This window comes from Flavobacterium olei (genome assembly GCF_039749035.1).
Taxonomy (GTDB): Bacteria; Bacteroidota; Bacteroidia; order Flavobacteriales; family Flavobacteriaceae; genus Flavobacterium; species Flavobacterium olei.
This window is the reverse complement of record NZ_JBDKWC010000001.1, coordinates 837,359-857,750: the sequence shown is the minus strand read 5'-3', so window position 1 is coordinate 857,750 and position 20,392 is coordinate 837,359. Positions and strand designations below refer to the sequence as shown.

The 20,392-nt window shown below is 35.4% G+C and carries 18 protein-coding genes; 7 read left to right on the top strand and 11 right to left on the bottom strand.

Annotated features, from left to right (window positions below; genetic code table 11):
• Window positions 1-26: 26 nt before the first annotated feature.
• The 4 genes from ABEB31_RS03675 to ABEB31_RS03660 form a co-directional block, all read right to left on the bottom strand.
• On the bottom strand, window positions 27-2,180 hold the full coding sequence (locus ABEB31_RS03675; protein WP_347049984.1) for a YfbK domain-containing protein: 2,154 nt from the start codon (window positions 2,178-2,180) through the stop codon (window positions 27-29).
• 70 nt (window positions 2,181-2,250) lie between these two features.
• Window positions 2,251-3,201: a hypothetical protein gene (locus tag ABEB31_RS03670; protein ID WP_347049983.1), complete on the bottom strand. Its 951-nt coding sequence runs from the start codon at window positions 3,199-3,201 to the stop codon at window positions 2,251-2,253.
• 2 nt (window positions 3,202-3,203) lie between these two features.
• The gene (locus tag ABEB31_RS03665) at window positions 3,204-3,704 is read right to left on the bottom strand and encodes an RNA polymerase sigma factor (RefSeq protein ID WP_347049982.1); all 501 of its coding nucleotides are present in this window, start codon (window positions 3,702-3,704) and stop codon (window positions 3,204-3,206) included.
• A gap of 295 nt (window positions 3,705-3,999) precedes the next feature.
• Window positions 4,000-4,836: a DUF6929 family protein gene (locus tag ABEB31_RS03660; RefSeq protein ID WP_347049981.1), complete on the bottom strand. Its 837-nt coding sequence runs from the start codon at window positions 4,834-4,836 to the stop codon at window positions 4,000-4,002.
• Window positions 4,837-5,043: 207 nt separating this feature from the next.
• Here ABEB31_RS03660 and ABEB31_RS03655 point away from each other — a divergent pair, with 207 nt between their 5' ends.
• The gene (locus tag ABEB31_RS03655; protein WP_347049980.1) at window positions 5,044-5,922 is read left to right on the top strand and encodes a PPK2 family polyphosphate kinase; all 879 of its coding nucleotides are present in this window, start codon (window positions 5,044-5,046) and stop codon (window positions 5,920-5,922) included.
• A gap of 169 nt (window positions 5,923-6,091) precedes the next feature.
• Here ABEB31_RS03655 and ABEB31_RS03650 read toward each other — a convergent pair whose 3' ends face one another.
• Window positions 6,092-6,613, bottom strand: coding sequence for a hypothetical protein (locus ABEB31_RS03650; RefSeq protein WP_347049979.1), 522 nt, complete (start codon window positions 6,611-6,613; stop codon window positions 6,092-6,094).
• A gap of 190 nt (window positions 6,614-6,803) precedes the next feature.
• Between ABEB31_RS03650 and ABEB31_RS03645 the strand changes: the two genes are divergently transcribed.
• The 3 genes from ABEB31_RS03645 (at window position 6,804) to ABEB31_RS03635 (ending at window position 10,536) form a co-directional block, all read left to right on the top strand.
• A complete protein-coding gene (locus ABEB31_RS03645; protein WP_347049978.1) occupies window positions 6,804-8,189 on the top strand; it encodes an MATE family efflux transporter in 1,386 nt (461 codons plus the stop codon).
• Between the two features lie 134 nt (window positions 8,190-8,323).
• On the top strand, window positions 8,324-8,551 hold the full coding sequence (locus tag ABEB31_RS03640; protein ID WP_347049977.1) for a hypothetical protein: 228 nt from the start codon (window positions 8,324-8,326) through the stop codon (window positions 8,549-8,551).
• 50 nt (window positions 8,552-8,601) lie between these two features.
• Window positions 8,602-10,536 (top strand): LTA synthase family protein, encoded by a 1,935-nt coding sequence (locus ABEB31_RS03635; RefSeq protein ID WP_347049976.1) that lies wholly within the window; start codon window positions 8,602-8,604, stop codon window positions 10,534-10,536.
• A gap of 112 nt (window positions 10,537-10,648) precedes the next feature.
• On the opposite strand, the gene meaB is transcribed toward ABEB31_RS03635, so the two are convergent.
• The 3 genes from meaB to ABEB31_RS03620 all read right to left on the bottom strand — a co-directional run bounded on the left by meaB (window position 10,649) and on the right by ABEB31_RS03620 (window position 13,033).
• Window positions 10,649-11,743, bottom strand: a complete 1,095-nt coding sequence (gene meaB, locus ABEB31_RS03630; RefSeq protein ID WP_347049975.1) for a methylmalonyl Co-A mutase-associated GTPase MeaB — start codon at window positions 11,741-11,743, stop codon at window positions 10,649-10,651.
• A gap of 185 nt (window positions 11,744-11,928) precedes the next feature.
• The gene (locus tag ABEB31_RS03625) at window positions 11,929-12,570 is read right to left on the bottom strand and encodes an NAD(P)-dependent oxidoreductase (RefSeq protein ID WP_347049974.1); all 642 of its coding nucleotides are present in this window, start codon (window positions 12,568-12,570) and stop codon (window positions 11,929-11,931) included.
• A gap of 55 nt (window positions 12,571-12,625) precedes the next feature.
• Window positions 12,626-13,033: an RrF2 family transcriptional regulator gene (locus ABEB31_RS03620; protein WP_347049973.1), complete on the bottom strand. Its 408-nt coding sequence runs from the start codon at window positions 13,031-13,033 to the stop codon at window positions 12,626-12,628.
• Between the two features lie 116 nt (window positions 13,034-13,149).
• Here ABEB31_RS03620 and ABEB31_RS03615 point away from each other — a divergent pair, with 116 nt between their 5' ends.
• Window positions 13,150-14,061 carry an AEC family transporter gene (locus ABEB31_RS03615; protein ID WP_347049972.1) on the top strand — a complete coding sequence of 304 codons (912 nt, stop codon included), beginning with the start codon at window positions 13,150-13,152 and terminating at the stop codon, window positions 14,059-14,061.
• Between the two features lie 111 nt (window positions 14,062-14,172).
• A complete protein-coding gene (locus ABEB31_RS03610; RefSeq protein ID WP_347049971.1) occupies window positions 14,173-14,811 on the top strand; it encodes a peroxiredoxin in 639 nt (212 codons plus the stop codon).
• A gap of 178 nt (window positions 14,812-14,989) precedes the next feature.
• Here the strand turns inward: ABEB31_RS03610 and ABEB31_RS03605 are convergent, their stop codons facing one another.
• From ABEB31_RS03605 to ABEB31_RS03595, 3 genes are all read right to left on the bottom strand, one after another.
• On the bottom strand, window positions 14,990-17,227 hold the full coding sequence (locus tag ABEB31_RS03605) for a cation:proton antiporter domain-containing protein (RefSeq protein WP_347049970.1): 2,238 nt from the start codon (window positions 17,225-17,227) through the stop codon (window positions 14,990-14,992).
• Window positions 17,228-17,466: 239 nt separating this feature from the next.
• The gene (gene purB, locus ABEB31_RS03600) at window positions 17,467-18,813 is read right to left on the bottom strand and encodes an adenylosuccinate lyase (RefSeq protein WP_347049969.1); all 1,347 of its coding nucleotides are present in this window, start codon (window positions 18,811-18,813) and stop codon (window positions 17,467-17,469) included.
• A gap of 79 nt (window positions 18,814-18,892) precedes the next feature.
• Complete coding sequence (locus tag ABEB31_RS03595; RefSeq protein WP_347049968.1) at window positions 18,893-19,582, bottom strand: SIR2 family NAD-dependent protein deacylase; 690 nt, start codon at window positions 19,580-19,582, stop codon at window positions 18,893-18,895.
• A gap of 130 nt (window positions 19,583-19,712) precedes the next feature.
• Between ABEB31_RS03595 and ABEB31_RS03590 the strand changes: the two genes are divergently transcribed.
• Window positions 19,713-20,375 (top strand): TrmH family RNA methyltransferase, encoded by a 663-nt coding sequence (locus tag ABEB31_RS03590; protein ID WP_347049967.1) that lies wholly within the window; start codon window positions 19,713-19,715, stop codon window positions 20,373-20,375.
• Window positions 20,376-20,392 lie beyond the last annotated feature (17 nt).

Genomic DNA, 20,392 nt, shown 5'->3' with positions numbered 1-20,392 from the left:
AGGTTTAATTTGCTCTGACAATTATATTAATTAAACTGTTTTGAAGTTTCTACCAGTCTTACAAATTCTGCCTTATAGCCATCAACATCATTTGATAATCCTTGCTTTGCTAATGATGCAATGTCATCAGAAGATTTGTTGGCGATTAATTTTGAATCTCTCAGTTTTAATCCGAACCAGGCGACAGCGGTGCTGAATTTCATGTCGTCGCTGGCTTTGTCCAGAGCGATTGTTTTATTGTCAATTACCTGAACCATTTCGATACTTTTGTTACCATCCGGTTTTTTGTAACGGAATTTTACTGTTGCCAGTTCATTGCTGAAATTTGTTGCAGATTCTTCTGTTTTAGTATATTTTAAATCATCTGGTAAACTGCTAATATATTCGCTGGAAACTCCTGCCGGAATGATTTCATATAACGCCGTCACAATATGGTTGCTCCCCAATTCGCCCGCATCGATGGCATCGTTTTTAAAATCTTCCGGACGAAGTTTTCTGTTTTCATATCCAATTAGTCGGTACGATTGTACTTGTTTGGGATTGAATTCGATTTGAATTTTTACATCTTTTGCAATGGCAAACATCGAGCCTTTAAATTCCTTTCCTAAAAAGCGGTTGGCTTCCTGAATGTTGTCGATATACGCATAATTTCCGTTTCCTTTGTCTGCCAGAGTTTCCATTTTGCTGTCTTTATAATTTCCCATTCCGTAACCGAGACAAGTTAAGAAAACGCCTGTTTTTCTTTTTTCTTCAATTAATTTCTCCATATCAGAATTTGAAGTGCTTCCAACATTAAAATCGCCGTCGGTTGCCAGTATAATACGATTATTACCGTTTTTAATAAAATTTTCTGAAGCAATTTTGTAAGCCAGTTCAATTCCTGCACCACCAGCCGTACTTCCTCCGGATTGTAAATTATCAAGTGCGTCATTGATTGTTTTTTTCTCGTCGCCTGAAGTGGGTTTTAAAACCATCCCTGCAGCACCTGCATACACCACTATGGCAACTTTATCTTTTGCACGTAATTCATTTACCAAAATTTTCATGGATTGTTTCAATAAAGGCAATTTGTTGATCTCGCCCATAGAACCGGAAACGTCGATTAAGAAAACTAAGTTTGAAGCCGGTAAATTTTCTGTCGGAATGTTTTTTCCCTGTAAACCAATTTTCAGGATTTTGTTTTTGGAATTCCACGGCGAATCGCTCAATTCGGTATTTATAGAAAATGGATTTTCGCCTTTTGGCTGAGGATAACTGTATTTAAAGAAATTCACCATTTCTTCCACACGAACTGCATCTTTTGGAACTGTCTGTCCATTATTTAAAAATCTTCTGATGTTAGTGTACGACGCATTATCGACATCAATCGAAAATGTAGAAAGTGGTGCTGTTTTCGGACTTTCAAAAGCATTTTCCACGAAAGTGTCATAATCTTCCTGAGTGGGTTCTGTCGGAAGTGGAGTGATATTTAATTTTTTGTCTAATTCTTTTTCTGAAAGATTTTTGTAAAGTTCATTTTTAGTTGCAATTATGACAACTCCGTTTGAGGCGTTGCTTCCATAAACGGCAGTCGCGTCTTTGTCTTTTAAAACCGAAACATTGTCAATATCATTCGGATTAATTTTTGCCATTTGATTGGCTTTCATTGTAACTCCGTCCACAATATACATCGGTTCGTTTTTTGGAGAAAGAGTGGCGACTCCGCGAATAGTTACGCTCGGACTTGCCGCATATCCCACATTATTTTGAACATGTCCGGCAACTCTTCCGTGCAATGCCGGAGAAGAAGTGCTTCTCTTTTGTGTTTTTTCAGAAACAATTGCATTAACATATGATTTCTTCTTTACTGTGCCGTAAGCTGTAACAACGACTTCCTGTAATGGAGCGCTATTTTCTTTTAATACTACATTAATAACATTGGATTCTTTTACATATAGGGTTTGAGAACCCATTCCAATAAAACTAAAAACAAGTGCATCTCCTTTTTTTGCCAGAAGAGAATAATTCCCCTTATAATCTGTTTGCGTATTTTTTTTAGTACCCTTGATCGTTATTGTAACGCCCGGAATTGGTAATTTGGACTCATCTGTGACATTTCCGGTAATCGTTCTTTCCTGCGCCATACTTACGAAACATATAAGCATAGCAATGGCTGATGAAATAAGTTTTAAACTTTTCATGATAATAATTTTTTAAGTTAATAATGAGTTGTAAGCTTTGTCAAGCCGCGAACTTTGACAAAGCTTGAGATTATTTTTTAGGCGTCGGCTTTCCGTTTTTTGTAGTGATAATTACGACTCCTTTTTTACCTTTTTCGCCATATTTGGAAGTAGCTTCAAGGTCTTGTAAAATGGTTATTGTTTTAATGTCTTGTTTGTCTAAAGGTGCATACGGACTTGTTGGATTATTTCCGAATAAATCATTTTCCGAATAATAAATCCCGTCGATTATGTATAAAGGTTCATCTAAAATCAGTAATGAATCCATATTTTCTGGCTTTACATTTTCTATTTCAGATCGCATCATTTTATCCCTTTTAGCAGCGTCACTGTGTGCCATTGCATTTCCATTCAGAATTACAAGCGGAGCTGGCTTTTTTGCTTTTTGAGTTTCTCTTGCAGCAAAGGCAACTTTTGCAGATTCTCTTTCATTTCTTTCAAGTGAGCCTGAAATCTTTTCTTCCTGTGCATACATTTCATTACTTTCGGATATATAATCTTTTTGAGCCGGAGCAGCGGTAACAGCTTCAGCGCTAATTTTTGGAGATGAAATTGGTTGAGCTAACGTGGTTTTTGGAACAATTGTTTCCTGAACAGCAACCGTCTTTTGTCTTTCTTTTTGAATCTCTAAAATCTTAGCGCCCTCTTCTGTCGTAACAATTTCAGAATTAGTTGAAATAATTTCGTTGCTTTCTGTGTTAATCGGATCTTTATCTTTTTCTTTTTGATCTAAAACTACTTTTGGAGTTTCATTAACAGCATTTTCATCAGATTGTAAAAATTGAGAACCTAAAGAAATTAATAGTAGGAGAGAAGCAGCTATTGCAACCTTCTTCCATAATGAAATTGTTTTTTTATCTTCTTTTTTGTCTAGTTTTTCTTCTACTCTTGACCAGACTTTTTCCATTCCGGGAAAGTCTTTGAATTCCGCATTTTGCGAAGCTTCTTTTATTTTATCGAATAATTTATCCTGATTGTCCATGACTACTTTGCTTTTTGATAATACAGTTTATTAACCAGTTCTTTAAGTTTGGTTTTGGCAGCATTCAATTGTGATTTTGAAGTACCTTCGGAGATTTTTAGCATTTCGGCTATTTCTTTATGCGCAAAACCTTCTATAACAAAAAGATTGAATACTGTTTTACAGCCATCCGGAATGTGATTTAATAAATTCAGTAAATCTTCTTCTTCTAATGTATTCAGTTCATCGACAAAAGGCTGCGAAAGCAATTTTACGTCATCGAGATACATGTTGAAGTTGGTTTCTTTTCTAATGGTCGCCAAACAATGGTTTACCGTAATTCTTCTGGCCCAGGCTTCAAAAGCATAAGCTTCTTTCAACTGATCCAGTTTGGTAAAGATTGTAAAGAAGGAATCGGCAAGGGCTTCTTCAATCTCTTCTTCCTTTTTGAGGTATCTTTTGCAAAGGCGGTACAATTTTGGCGCCATGTATTCGTACACCTGACGCTGGGCATCGCGGTGCATTTTTTTACAGTTTGCTATTTGAGTTTCGTTTATCACAATTGGTGTCTTTCTTATATAGAGACATTAAAAGATAAAAAGGTTGGGACGGGAATGAAAAAAAGTTTAAAAACTTTTTTGAGGGTCAAAGTTACAAAGCTACAAAGTTAAAGAGGTTTACCATAGAGACGCAATGCAGGCGTCTAACATTTATAAATTCTATTATTCATTCTGAATAATATTCTCCGCGCAAAAAAGATTGTAGGGTTACTTGCGAAGGTTTCTTGTTCCTCGGAATGACAAAAAAGCTGATCAAATTTTACTTAACCGGCAAAGTCAATTTATAGATTTTAGTTTCTAATAAATCTGTGTCATTGTCTTCGCAAAGCAAAAACTCTATTTTGTCATTTGATTTTTTGTACAAAGTCAAACCTTCAAATTTATTGGTTGAGGTTATTTTTTGCGTAAAATCTATTTTCATGGATTTAAGATCGATGCGGCCAATAAAACTTCCTAAGATTTCGCCGTCGTCATAAGTCGATTTGGTGTCTTCTGCAGTAGATAGAAAGTAAATTTTATCTTCTACCAAGACCGCGTCGGTAAAACTGGAGCGAACGCCTTTAATTTTTGGAAGTTTGTAATTAACAGAAATCAAGGCAAACTCTTCTGAAAGATTTTTGGCGTGAATGGTAAAAATGGTGTTTTTGTTTGAAATTACGTTTCCTCGATTAAATAAGTACCAGTTTTCTCCATCGAATATAGCACCTTCCAAATTGAAATCTTCGGGTTTTATTTCGCCGAAACTCTGCATTAATGCATATAAATCTACCAGATTATTTTTTTGGACGACCGTTTTATTTTTCAGATCAAAAGCAAGCATCTGATTTCTTTTTTCGGTAGAGCCGGAACCAAAAATGTAAAGTGTGTCGTTATGATTGGTCATTGACTCAAAATCGGGTTTTAGGTTTTTGGGAATATTCTGGGCTGGATTATCCAATAAAGGATGTTGATTCAATTGTTGATTCTGCATATTGTATTCGTACAGAAATCCGCTGTTATCGCCAATTACGTAAAGTGCATCGTTGTGGAAGAATAAGCCGGATGCCGAACCAATTCCGATAATCTGAAATAATATTTCTAATGTAAATTTTTCCATGAAGTGTTGTTTTGAAAACCAATCTCTAGCCCTGATAGAAATGGAAATACTTTGAAAAGAAATTGTATTTTTTCCTGACAGAACAAAGCGACCAGCGGAAGCTCTTGTTATGGCTTGGAAAAAAGCAATTTATTGAAAAGTATTGCAATGAATAGCAGGAATTTGCTTCGTAAAAGTAGTATATTTATATTACAAAAATTTGAAAATATGAAATCAATAGATCCAAATGATTTTAAAGTTGTTGAAAAAATAAAACTGAAAAAGATTCCAACTTTATTAGATATACAAGCCGACGATAGTGAAAAAGAAGAAAAACTCGAGAAAGTAAAAGCAAAACTGAGCGATTTACAGGATGTAATGTATGCGCACAATAAATACAGCGTTTTAATCTGTCTGCAGGGAATGGATACCTCGGGAAAAGACAGTCTCATTCGCGAGGTTTTTAAAGAATTTAATCCGCGTGGCGTTGTGGTGCATAGTTTTAAAACGCCGAATTCGACAGAATTGGAACACGATTATTTGTGGAGACATTATATTGCTTTGCCCGAAAAAGGAAAATTTGCGATTTTTAACCGTACACATTATGAAAATGTTTTGGTAACGCGTGTGCATCCGGAATATATTTTAGGCGAAAATCTGCCCGATATTAATTCGGTTGATGACATTACACCCGAATTCTGGGAAAAGAGAATTGAACAGATTAATAATTTTGAAAAGCATATTACACAAAACGGAATGATTGTGATGAAGTTCTATATGCATTTGAGTAAGGAAGAACAGCGTCAGCGTTTACTTCGCCGACTGGAAGAAGAAAAGCACAATTGGAAATTCTCTCCGGGCGATTTGAAAGAGCGTGGTTATTGGGAAGATTATATGAACTATTACGAAGAAGCCATTAATAAAACGTCAACTCCGCACGCACCATGGTATATTGTTCCGGCAGATGATAAAGAAATGTCACGCTATATTGTAGCCAAAATAATCTGGGAAGAAATGAAAAAACATACCGATATTAAAGAACCCGAACTGGATGAAAAAACAGCCTTGAACATAGAATTGTATAAAAAGGAACTGGGGGAGAAATAAGAAAATTTGATAATTGAGATAATTTGACAATCAGATAATTTTTTAAAAAATCATAATTCTGAATTAACTACGAATTTAAATTAAAAACAGAACAAACAAAAACCCCGACTAGCTATAGAGGGCTGTCGGGGTTTTTACCAAAAACAAAATAATAAATTAAACCTATTTTTTAGAGTTTAAAACCGTAAGCAACACGTAATGCTACCTGGTTGGTTCTAAAATCATGATAATCTTCGTAACGAACACTTAAGTCAATGTATTTATTGGCGTATCCAATTCCTGGAGCCCATAAAAATGAAGTCTGATTATAGTCATTAGTTACTGCAAAAGCAGCACCTACTTCTCCCATAACATAAAATTGATCTTCCCATACAAAAGCTTTGAAACCTGCTTTGGCCGGAATAAATCCAAGATCTTTGATGTCATTTCCAAGTTCGTCCTTGTCTCCGTTAAACAAATTGGTAAAACCAGTTGTTAGAGTCAAAGAAGTTTTTTGAGATAAATCGTACTGTAGACGAACATCTCCTCCAAGCGCCCAGTCGTAATCACCGTCGGTTGGCAAACCGCCATTAACTCCAAAACCTAATCTAAAACCCTGATCGTAATTTTGGACTTCACTGTCTTGAGCGAAAGTTGTGTTGGCGCATAAAAATGAAAAAGCAGCTAGGCAGATAATTTGTAATTTTCTCATGACATTTTTTTTTGAATTATTAATGGTGTAAAATTATATTGGAGCTACTTCGGGATCGTTATACAATTTTTAATAATCGTTATATAATATTGAGGTCTGCTTATTTTTACCTTAAAATTGGTATATAATTTTATTAATAGAACAGAATTCGAAGCTTCTGATTATCTTTGCCGCCTAATAAAATACAGAAGTGAATTTAAAGCAGTACACAAAGGAGTTTTCGTATAATTTAAGACTGGCTTACCCGATTATTTTAGGGATGGTGGGACATACCTTAATAGGTATAGTTGATAATATTATGGTTGGTAAACTGGGAAGTACAGAACTTGCAGCGGTTTCTCTCGGAAACAGCATGATTTTTATTGCAATGTCTTTGGGAATAGGTTTTTCTACTGCTATTACACCAATTGTAGCCGAAGGAGATGCTGAAAAAAATGACGGTAAAATTCGCTCTGCGTTTCATCACGGTTTGTTTTTATGTACCATTTTAGGATTGTTTCTCTTTGGAGTTATTATGCTGGCAAAACCAATTATGGAATTACTCCATCAGCCGGCAGAAGTTATTGTTCTGGCTAAGCCGTATTTAGGCTGGGTTGCTTTTTCGCTTATTCCGCTAATAATGTATCAGGGTTATAAACAATTTGCAGATGGAATGTCAATGACCAAATACTCCATGTATGCAATGGTTATGGCAAATGTGCTTCATGTAGGAATTAATTATGTTCTGATTTATGGAATCTGGTTTTTTCCTAAAATGGGAATCATCGGTGCCGCACTTGGAACGGTAATTTCCAGAATATTTCTTGTGATGTTCATGCACATCATGTTGTCAAAAAGAAATGATTTGAAACGTTTCTTCAGTAATTTCAGTTTTAATGAAATCAAAAAAACAACAATAAAAAAAATCGTAAGCATCGGATTTCCTTCTGCCATGCAAATGCTTTTTGAAGTAGTATTGTTTACGGCTTCGATCTGGCTTTGCGGGAATATAGGAAAAACGAGTCAGGCGGCCAATCAGATTGCATTAAGTCTGGCTTCATTAACGTTTATGTTTGCCATGGGATTGAGCGTAACTTCAATGATTCGTGTCAGCAATCAGAGAGGCTTAATGGATTATAAAAAATTACTGGTTGTTGCGAGATCCATTTTCTTACTGGCAATTATATTGGAAGTTTTCTTCGCAATCATTTTTGTACTATTTCATACCGTGCTTCCCTATGTTTTCATAAATATGGAAAATACTTTACAGCTGACAGATAATACAGAGGTAATAGAAATTGCTTCAAAATTATTGTTAATTGCTGCTGTTTTTCAAATTTCAGACGGAATTCAGGTTGTGGTTTTAGGAGCACTCCGCGGATTGCAGGATGTAAAAATTCCGATGTATATCACCTTTGTCGCTTATTGGGTAGTTGGTTTTCCGATTTCGTATTATCTCGGAGAGTTTACAGAATGGAAGGCAGAAGGTGTCTGGATCGGACTTTTGGCAGGTTTAACAACTGCGGCCGTTTTACTGTATCTTCGTTTTAATTACCTTACGGGAAAATTAATCAAAAATTCACTTACAAATAATTAAATTTGAAGTTTATTAGGAGCCGGAAATTAGAGATTCTTAAAGGTTTTAGTTTTTGAAAAAAAATCATTTGAGAACTTGCGATCTTTGGCAAAATAAACAAGAAACAAAAAAACTAAAAATAAATAATAAACAATATGGAATTACCTAAATTTTTACTCGGAGACAATACAGATTTTCCAGACGATATTTTTATCATTCACTTAGATTATCCACGATTTATTATCAATTTAAAAGACGATGAGGTGGAGTTTTTGGAAGAAGCCGAAGATCTTGACGAATCTGAATTGAACATCGAAATGGAAGGTTTAATTGAGAAAGCAAATGAATTTTACGACCGCGAAATAAATCGTTACGAAGAATAATTTCTTTGTAACGATCTAATTCTCTTTTTTACGTTCTTAAATTTTTATTGATGAAGAAGCTAACTTTTTTAAAACCTATTTTTAATTTCATTGCAATTGGATTGCTGATTACAACGCTGAGCCGCATTTTTCTGTTCTTTCTGTTTAAGGAAAGAGTAGAGCAGACTCCTGATTTCTGGTACATATTTCCAATAGGATTGCGTATGGATTTAATTTTGCTTTGTTATTTGTCTTTCCTTCCGGCACTGCTGATTACTTTTTTGCCGAATAAATGGCTGAAATTCACCAACAATTTTCTGGTGATTTACAGTTTATTGTTTTTATTTCTGATTCTTTTTGTAGAATTGGCCTCGCCGGATTTCATAAAGCAATACGATACCAGACCCAACAAAATTTTTCTGGACTACCTTATTTACCCAAAAGAAGTTGTGGGAATGCTTTTAAAAAGTTATCTGACTTCTATCATCATTACTTTTTTAATTTTAGGAGTAACGCTTTATTTTGCTTTTAAAAAAGGCAAAGTGCTTTTTTATACTACAGATACAAACTATAAATTTAAATTGCTATTATTTCCCTTAGTAGCATTTTTACTGTTTTTTGGCGCACGCTCAAGTCTGACTTCAAAGCGTCCGATCAATGCTAGTAATGCTGTCTTTTCGACAGATCAGTTGACCAATACGCTGGGATTAAATTCATTTTATACTGTTGCCTTTGCGGCGTATTCTATCAAAAATGAAGGAAATACTAAAATGTACGGTAAAATGGATGAAGCCGAAGCGATTGCACGCGTAAAGAAATACATGATTGCGGGACCAAATGATTTTACAGATCATGATATTCCGTTTTTGCATGTACAGCAACCGGATTCTGCCCAATCAAAACCCTATAATCTGGTGATCTTTTTACAGGAAAGTTTAGGGGCAGAGTATGTTGGTATTTTAGGAGGGAAACCATTAACGCCTGAATTTGATAAACTTTCTAAAGAAGGTTTATTATTTACTAATTTATACTGTACAGGAACACGCAGCGTTCGCGGAATCGAAGCTGTTGTCACAGGATTTCTCCCTTCTCCGTCTGAAAGTGTTGTGAAACTGGGAAATAGCCAACAGGGCTTTTTTACTCTAGCGGAAGCTTTAAAACAGAAAGGATACGATACCAGTTTTATCTACGGCGGAATGGCGAATTTTGATAACATGGCTTCCTTCTTTAACGGAAACGGTTTCAGCGACATTGTCGATCAGGAAGATTTTGATTCTGATGGAAATAAATATGCTTTTAAAGGAACCTGGGGTTATTCTGATGAAGATTTGGTAACAAAAGCCAATCAGTATTTCAAATCAAAAGGAAATAAACCTTTTTTCTCACTAATGTTTTCGACCTCGAATCACGAACCTTTTGAATATCCTGAGGGTCGAATAAAACCGTATGACAAAAAGCCGAATACCGTTAATAATGCCATGAAATATGCCGATTTCTCTATTGGGAAATTCTTTGAAATGGCTAAAAAAGAAGACTATTTTAAAAACACAATTTTTATTGTAATCGCAGATCACAATACGAGAACTTACGGGAAAAACCTGGTTCCGATTAATAAATTCCATATTCCGGCATTAATAATGGGTCCTGGAGTTCCAAAAGGTGTTTCATATTCCAGACTCGCCAGTCAGATAGATATTCCGCCCACATTGCTGGCTTATCTCGGACTGCCGTTTGAAACTCCAATGGTCGGCAGAAATCTGAATACATTAGATTCAAAAGTAAAAGGAAGATCTATTATGCAGTTTAATGATATTAATGCTTTTAGAGTTGAAAATCAGGTTGTAATAATGCAGCCAAATTTAAAACCTTTACAATTTGAAATTAAAAATGATACCACTCTGATACCGGTAAAATTAAACGAAGAATTGGCAAAGGATGCTTTGGCGCATGTAATTACAGCTGGAAATTTGTATAAAGAGAGTAAATATAAGTTGAGGAAAAAGTAGCACAGTAGCAAAGGTGCAAAGTAGCAAAGGTGCAAAGTAACAAAGGAACAAAGGAACAAAGGAACAAGTGATAGACACCGATGCATCACTTTGTCCCTTTGTCCCTTTGAACCTATAAGCCTTTAAGAAAATACTTTTTCAAAAGATTCTGAGCAGCTGCAAATGATGAAATTTCATTGTTTTGCACTGCTTTTTTATTATCTTCTAATGCCTGAATAATGTCTGGATTGTTGTAGAAATTCTGTTTTAACTGTTCGTTGATGGTCTCCATCATCCAGAATTGATTTTGATTGTTTCTTTTCTCCTGAAAAAATCCAGTTTCCTTTGTCATTTCAAAATAATCAGAAATAGTATTCCATACGTCAGCAATTCCTTCTTTTGTCAGAGAACTGCACGTAGTTACTTTTGGCTGCCAGTTGGACTTTTTTGGAGGAAATAAATGTAAAGCCCTGCCAAATTCTACTTTTGCCAGATTTGCTTTTTTAATATTATCGCCGTCTGCTTTGTTGATGACAATGGCATCTGCCATTTCCATAATACCTCGTTTGATTCCCTGAAGTTCGTCGCCGGCACCTGATATTTTTAAAAGCAGAAAGAAATCAACCATGCTGTGTACGGCGGTTTCGCTTTGACCGACGCCAACAGTTTCGATAATAATAGTATCAAAACCTGCTGCTTCACACAAAATAATAGTTTCCCTGGTTTTACGCGCCACACCGCCCAAAGTATCTCCGGAAGCACTTGGTCGTATAAAAGCATTTTCATCTTTAACCAATTCCTCCATTCGGGTTTTGTCGCCCAGAATGCTTCCGTGCGAAAGTGAACTACTAGGGTCAACGGCAAGAACGGCAACTTTTTTTCCGAGTTGTGTGAGATGCTTTCCGAAAGCTTCTATAAAAGTACTTTTTCCCACTCCGGGAACTCCTGTTATACCAATCCGTATTGATTTATTAGCGTAGGGGAGACATCCCTGAATTATCTCACCGGCTTTTGCAAAATGCTCGGGATTGGTACTTTCGATCAAAGTAATCGAACGGCTTAATGCAGTTCGGTTTCCGCTAAGGATATCGGCTATTAATTCATCGGAAGATGGTTGTTGCCGGCGGTTTTTTTTAATCTGATTTATAGCAACAGCATTGGTAATTTCGGGAGGCGAAATTCCAGCTTTTTCCTGTAAAGCACTCGAATGTTTTTGTAAATCAGACACAGTAGTTCTTTTGGTTTTGTAAAAGTACAGAAAACAAAAACAGTTTCAAAAGGCAGTATTTGCTTTTGAAACTGTTTGTTATGTTTGCCACGAATTTCACTAATAAACGAATTAAATTAAAAAATTAATGCAATTCATGTAATGCGGAAAAAAATAGGACCTTAGTGTCTTAGCCGCTTGAAAAATTAATATCCTGCTGTAAAACGAACCTGATGGTGTTTCGGATTCTCTACTTCATCAGCAATAACTACAGCTAAGTCTTCAACAGATAGAATACTTCTTTGTTCGTCGTTAAAAACCGGATTGTCAAGTCCTAAACGATATTTTCCTGTTCTTCCTGTCGTCGTTCCGGCGTGCATTTCGAATGCCGGACTAAAAAATGCCCAGTCCAGATCTTTTTCTTCCTTAATGATATCCAGATAATGTCTTGCAGCATTTGCACCGGGATAAATTTCTTTAGGAAAATCTGGGGTATCAACAGCTTGTAAATCTGGAGCTACAAATAAACTTCCTGCACCACCAATTGTGATAAAACGCTTAACACCCGATTTTTTTGCCGCTTCCTGAATTGCTTTTGAACCTGCTAAAAAATCATCATAAATATTTGGGTTTGTCCATCCGGGATTAAATGCATTTACAATAACGTCATGTCCTTTTAATATTTCTCCCAAAGCCTCGATATTAAAAATATCTGCCGCAACCCAAGTTGCATTTGTTGTTTCTTTTGGAGTTCTGGCGATTGCAGTAATTTCGTGTTTTCTTTCTGCTAATTCATTTAAGATTGCTGAGCCAACAAAACCTGTAGCTCCGATAAGTGCGATTTTCATGATATAAAATTTATTTAGTAATAAAAAATGTTACAGTTTTGTTTAAAAAAATAGTTTAGAATTGATTCGAAAAATCTTCGAGAGAAATGTTCTCCAGCTGTGCGCTTACTTTTTGGTTCATTTCACTGTACAAAGCTTCCAGATTCTGATTGATTTTCCTTCCGACAGGACAATCAGGATTCGGCTGATTTTTTGCAAAACCTAAACCAATCGTTTCAAATGTCATTTCAAATATTTCTTTTAATGTCAGATTAGAAGCATTTACAGCCAATTTTGTTCCGCCATTTTTTCCTTCTTTACTTTCTACAATATGATGTGCTTTTAAATTGGCAATTTCTTTTCGAACCAGAACAGGATTCAGATTGATACTTCCCGCAATAAACTCCGAAGACAAAAAGTCGTTTGGGAATTTATGCAGCAATGTTAGAATGTGAATCGTTATGGCAAATTTACCTGAAATCATACTGTAATAAAATATGTTACAAATATAGTGTGTTTTGTAACACAAAAAACAATTTTAACTAAAAATTAATGGTTTGCGTCATTTTTTAAATTCTTATTTTTGTTTGATATACAGATATGAACAACTTTATTCTAATATTTTTTTTCCTTACACTGGGTTTGGTTTTACAACATGTAAAACAATTTCCAACTTCTCTTTATAAAATACTCAACAAAATTGTTATCTATTTTTGCCTTCCTGCGATTACTTTATATCATATTCCGAAAATAAGGTGGAGCAACGAATTATTATTTCCAATAGGGGCGGGCTGGATTACGTACATTTTAGCTTTTTTGTTTTTTCATTTTTTAGGAAGAAGAAACGGCTGGTCGAATAAATTGATTGGCTGTCTGATTTTAACTGCGGGTTTAAGCAATAGTTCTTTTTTAGGATATCCAATTATTGAAGCTTTGTTTGGAAAGAAAGGGCTCGAAACCGCAATTCTGGTCGATCAGCCCGGAACGTTTGTAGTAGTTTCTACACTTGGGGTTTTTACGGCTGCTTTTTATTCTAAAGGGAGTCCGAATGCGTTGGGAATTTTAAAAAAAATCATTTTGTTTCCGCCATTTATCATGTTTGTTTTGTCTTGCCTTTTGAATATTTTAGGTTACGATTTACATCAAAATATCCAATCTCTTTTACTGCTTATAGGAAGTTTAGTAACACCGCTTGCCCTGCTTTCTGTAGGTTTACAATTGACATTTGACCGGAAAAGCCAGCATTGGAAATTTCTGCGTCTTGGATTATTTTTTAAGTTGTTTTTAATTCCTGCTGTAATTTTTGTGCTGTATGTTTTTATTTTCAATCAGCATTCAGAAGCAATAAAAATTACCATTATGGAAACCGCGATGGCGCCTATGATTACGGGTGCAATTTTAGCGTCAACGTATGGTTTAAAACCAAAATTAAGCAGTATGATGATTGGTTTTGGAATTCCGATTTCCTTTCTGACCCTCGCGTTTTGGTACTTTATATTAGACTTGATATAGTTTAAAATAGTAATTATATCGAGAAAGTAGAATTTTAACTTTTTTTTGCATTTTAAATGTTTTCTACATGCATTTTTTAATTAATTTTAGATGAACTAAAAATATTAAATTATGTCAACATTAAGATTAGGTGATATAGCTCCCGATTTTCAGGCAGAAACCACACAAGGGCCAATAAGTTTTCACGAATGGTTAGGAGATTCATGGGGTGTTTTATTTTCTCATCCTGCAGATTTTACCCCTGTTTGTACTACCGAATTAGGAACCGTGGCCAATTATGTTCCTGAATTTACCAAAAGAAATACTAAAGTTATTGCTTTGAGTGTAGACGGTTTAGATTCGCATAAAGAGTGGATTAAAGATATTAACGAAACTCAAAATACAGAAGTTAATTTTCCAATTATTGCAGATGAAGATAAAAAAGTAGCCAATTTGTATGACATGCTGCATCCAAATGCAAGCGACAAATTTACAGTTCGTTCTGTTTTTGTGATCGGACCTGATAAAAAAATCAAATTGACTCTGACTTATCCCGCTTCAACAGGAAGAAACTTTGACGAATTATTGCGTGTAATTGACAGTTTACAATTAACCTCAAATTACAGTGTCGCAACTCCGGCAAACTGGAAAGATGGTGAAGATGTGGTAATTGCTCCGGCAATTCCGGACAGTGAGATTCCAGCTAAATTTCCAAAAGGACATACACCAATTAAACCTTACCTGCGTTTAACACCGCAACCGAATAAGTAAGTTTAAGTTTCTGAGGTACTAAGTTTCTAAGATGCTAAGGTTTATCTCTTTGAAATCAACTTCATATTTTTATACAGAAAGCGCTGAAATTATAATTAATTTCAGCGCTTTCTCATATTTAAAATAATAAGTCAACAACCAAAAATCTTAGCAACTCAGTACCTTAGCAGCTTAGAACCTATTTTACCGCCAACAACGCGGCCATTTTCTTTTTATCTCCAACTACCCAGAGAATATCATTTTTTTGTAAAATTAAACTCGATTCGGGATTAAGAATACGATTTCCGTTTCTTTCGATGCCTACAACCATTCCGTCTGTTTTTGCGCGAAATTGTCCGATGCTTTTCTGAATAAAATCCTGCTGCGAAACTTCCAGTTGACGCAGGACAATATCGGTTTCCTGCACTTTTGTTGGCGCTTCAACTTCATTTTGTGTCAGGAACTTTGTGAATTGTGTAATCTGCTCATCGGTACCAATTACACAAATTTCATCTCCGGGAAATAAACGTTCTGTTTTAATAGGAATCGGAATAGTAACATCACCACGCTTAATATAGGCAATATTGATTCCTAATTGCTCCCTGATTTTTAATTCCTGCAAAGTCTGACCAACCAGATTCGATTCTTTTTTGATTTCAAAAAACGACATGTGCCCGTCCCAAGGCATTAAATTGGCATATCTTCGGTCTATTTTTTTATTTTCACGATCGTTGAGGTTCTTTAAAAAGTGATTTTCAATTTTATGATATTGTTCATTTAGTTTTTTAGGGAAAATCTGATAGGCTCCAATTGCAATGATAAGTGCTACAAAAGCAACTAATGGCGAAAAGAAAATATTCAGTAAAAAACCAACAAAGAACAGTCCAAGACTCATTCTAATGAGGATAAGCATTAATAGTGCGCCACGATATTTGCGCTCTTCCCACAATATCTCTACTTCTTCAACTTTTACCCTTCTGAGAGAAAGCGCCCATAAAAAAGGTGCAATTACAACTAATGTCAATAAGGCAGCCAAGGTATTTCCGAATCTTGTGTCGGCAACCAATGGCGCTATAAATTTGGATGACAATAAAATAATTGCCGTTATAATAATAGTGTGAAGAATAATCTGCGTAACCGAAGAGCGAAGCACAATCTGCCAGGTACTTACAGATTTAATTGCCTGAGCATTCACACTGTATCTATTAATGTTTTTAACCCATCTTTTGGGCATTTTTGATTCCAGAAAAAAGGCAAATCTTTCCGAATATTTAATTAAAAACGGAGTTGTAAAAGTAGTTATGGCAGAAACAGCAACAATGATTGGATAAAGAAAATCACTTGTAACTTTTAAAGTCATTCCCAGCGTTGCAATAATAAAAGAGAACTCGCCAATTTGTGCCAGACTCATTCCCGTTTGCACGGATTGTTTTAAGGGCTGACCGGAAATAAGTGCTCCAATAGAAGAACTCAATGCTTTTCCAAAAATCGTCAGTAATGTAATGATTGCAACAGGAAGTGCATAGGTCAACAAAGTGTCCGGATTAATTAACATTCCGACAGAGACAAAGAAAACCGCACCAAACAAATCCTTTACCGGCTGGATGAGATGTTCAATTTTTTCTGCCTGAGTCGTTTCGGCAATAATAGATCCCATAATAAACGCTCCTAATGCGGGAGAAAATCCAACGTTTGCTGCAAACATAACCATCATTAAACATAATGCAAGCGAAATAATCAAAAGCATTTCATCGGTTAAAAGATGTTTGGCTTTTTTTAGAACAGTCGGAATTATAAAAATTCCGCCCAGGAACCAGATGATGAGAAAGAAAATCAATTTTAAAACAGACTGTAATAATTCGCCGCCTGAAACCTGGTCGCTCACCGCAATTGTAGAAAGTAAGACCAGCATCAAAATCGCGACAATGTCTTCAACAATCAGCGCTCCAAATACAATACCAACGAATTTTTTTCCTTTAACACCCAATTCATCAAAAGCCCGAATAATAATTGTGGTAGAGGAAATAGAAAGTGTGGCACCCAGAAAAATACTATCCATTTTGCCCCAACCCATCCATTGTCCCACGCAGTAACCAATTAATGTCATAAACATAATTTGCGTAATTGCAGTGACAGAAGACGTGCCTCCGACTTTCATTAACTTTTTAAAACTAAATTCGAGACCTAGACTAAATAGTAAAAATATAACCCCGATTTCTGCCCATACTTCGACACTTTTCATATCGGTGATTGAGGGGAAAAAATCAAAATGGTTTCCCGCCAGAAATCCGGCAATCAGATACCCTAAAACCAACGGCTGTTTCATTTTTTTAAATAATAAAACAGCAATTCCGGCAGTCATCAGGATTAATCCCAGATCACTAATTAAAGGTTGTAAATGATGTGTGCTTTCAGCAGCGGCATTCAATGCGATCATAAATAAAGGTGGTATTTTTTTTAGGAGCCAATCCAGTTTTCATTACAAGCTTTTACTTAAAATACCTATTATTAAGTTTTGCAGGAGCTTTCCGAAGCTTCGGGATTACGCTTTGCACCAGCAAAATAAGGCTTTTTTTGCAAAAGGCTTTTCATTTCAATCTGGGCTGGAACCGGATATAATAAAAAAAGCTATCTCGATAAAGATAGCTTTTTTTGGGAAAATATTTTAGGTTTTCTTTAAATTCCTGTGTAATTACCAGGGGTAATTTGCATTAATTCTGCTCTTACTGCATCTGAAACTTCCAATGTGGCAATAAAATTATGAATTGCATTTTTGTCAATCGCTTCATTAGTTCTGGTTAGACCTTTTAAAGCTTCATAAGGATTCGGATAAGCCTCGCGACGTAAAATAGTCTGAATAGCTTCTGCCACAACCGCCCAGTTTTTTTCTAAGTCTTCAGCAAATTTCTTTTCGTTTAAAAGCAGTTTGTTCAAACCTTTCAATGTGGCTTCAAAAGCAATAATGGTGTGTCCGAAAGGAACTCCCACATTACGCAAAACGGTACTGTCAGTTAAATCGCGCTGCAGTCTCGAAATGGGTAATTTTGCCGATAAATGCTCAAAAATAGCATTTGCAATTCCTAAGTTTCCTTCAGAATTTTCAAAATCAATTGGATTTACTTTATGTGGCATTGCAGAAGAACCAATTTCTCCGGCTTTGATTTTTTGTTTGAAATAATCCATCGAAACATACGTCCAGATATCACGGTCCAAATCGATTATAATAGTATTGATTCTTTTTAAAGCATCAAAAAATGCCGCAAAATGGTCATAATGTTCGATTTGAGTGGTTGGGAAAGAATGCTGTAAACCAAGATCGGTTTCAACAAATTTATTTCCGAATTGTTTCCAGTCAATTTGTGGATAAGCCACGTGATGTGCGTTAAAGTTTCCTGTTGCTCCTCCAAATTTAGCTGCAAAAGGAACGTTGAATAACAAACGCATCTGTTCTTCTAAACGCTCAACGAAAACCAAAATCTCTTTTCCTAAACGAGTAGGAGAGGCAGGTTGTCCGTGTGTACGAGCCAACATCGGAATGTCCTTCCATTCTACACTTAATTCTTTTAATTTTGCAATTACAGCAACTAAAGTCGGCATGTAAACCTGTTCAAAAGCTTCTTTCGTAGAAAGCGGAATGGCAGTATTATTAATATCCTGAGATGTTAGTCCGAAGTGAATGAACTCTTTGTATTGAGATAAACCCAATTTTTCAAATGCCTCTTTAATAAAGTATTCAACCGCTTTTACATCATGGTTGGTTACTTTTTCAGTTTCCTTGATCCACAGTGCATCCTCAGTAGAGAAATTTTTGTAAATGTTTCTCAGGCTTTCAAATAAAGACGCATCAATACCTTGTAATTGTGGTAATGGAATCTGACATAAAGCAATGAAGTATTCCACTTCAACTAAAACACGGTATTTTATTAAAGCTTCTTCAGAGAAAAAAGGGGCTAAATTTTGAGTTTTATTTCTATAACGTCCGTCAATAGGAGATATAGCATTCAATTCGTTTAGAGTAGTCATTGTTATGTTGTTTTTCGAAAGGTGCAAATATAAACAGAATTTAGCGATTAGAAGTAACCCAAACCTGCATTTATATGTTTTAAAATGAATTTAATCTTGTTCTTAAATCTGCAACTCCTTCAGAAGCAAATTTTGCAATCGTTTCTACTTTATTTCTGATATTCGGAATAGTAATTGGTTTTGGATCAATATAAAAAACAGTAGTTGTAGACGGCGTGTAAGAAATTAAACCGGCAGCAGGATAAACTTGCAATGAAGTTCCAATAACGGCAAAGTAATCTGCAGTTTCTGTAATATCAATTGCTTCTTCAAGTGCCGGGACTTCTTCTCCAAACCAGACAATATGAGGTCTTAGTTGATATCCATTTTCATCAAAATCTCCTGTAAATAAATCCTCAGTCCAATCCAGAATTAGGTTTTTATCTTTTATACTTCTTACTTTTAATAATTCTCCATGCAAATGCAAAACTTTGGTACTTCCGGCACGTTCATGCAAATCATCTACGTTTTGTGTGATTATATGTACATCAAAATCTTTTTCGAGTTCGGCTAAAATAATATGACCTAAATTCGGCTGAACTTCTTTAAGCTGCTGACGTCTTTTATTATAAAAATCCAAAACCAAATCCTGGTTTTTATGCCAGCCTTCGGGAGTTGCAACTTCCATTACATCATGCCCTTCCCATAATCCGTCACTGTCCCGAAAAGTTTTAATTCCACTTTCAGCACTGATTCCTGCGCCGGTTAAGACTACGAGTTTCTTTTTCATTTTTATTTGAAATTTTTGATTCTTATCTCAAAGATAATCAAATGAGAAATGTTTCAAATGAAATAGTTATTTTCGCAAACTGATACTTTTAAGTTAAGACATTTAAACTAGTAATAAACAGAATTTTATAATGATTGATTTAGATTACCTCGCATTCTTAGAAAATATATTAACAGACAACCGCAAAGAAAGATTTTTAGAAGTACTCAGCAAAAGAACTAAACATTTTACCGTTGCTGTTGAAGATGTCTTTCAAATGCATAATACAAGTGCTGTAATGCGCAGCTGTGAAGTCTTCGGAATTCAGGAATTGAATATTATCGAACAGCGTTTCGGGAAAAGAATCGATAAGGAAATTGCTTTGGGTGCTCAAAAATGGGTAGATATCAATCGCTTTGATTCAATTTCAAACTGCCTGTCAGATTTGAAGAATAAAGGTTATCAAATTATTGCAACAACTCCGCATGAAAAAGATTGTATGTTGGAAGATTTTGATATCACGAAACCAAGTGCTTTGTTTTTTGGAACAGAAAAAGAAGGACTGTCACAAGAAATTATGGACAAAGCTGACGGGTATTTAAAGATTCCAATGGTTGGTTTTACAGAGAGTCTAAACATTTCGGTTTCTGCTGCTATAATCATTCAAAATCTAACTAGCAGACTGCGCCAGTCTGATATTGACTGGAAATTAACTGAGGAAGAAATTCTGGTAAAACGTTTACAATGGGCAAAGAATACGATAAAAGATATAAAAAGAATTGAAGCACGTTATTACGAAGATAATCCACGCTAATTAATTCTTTTAAAAAA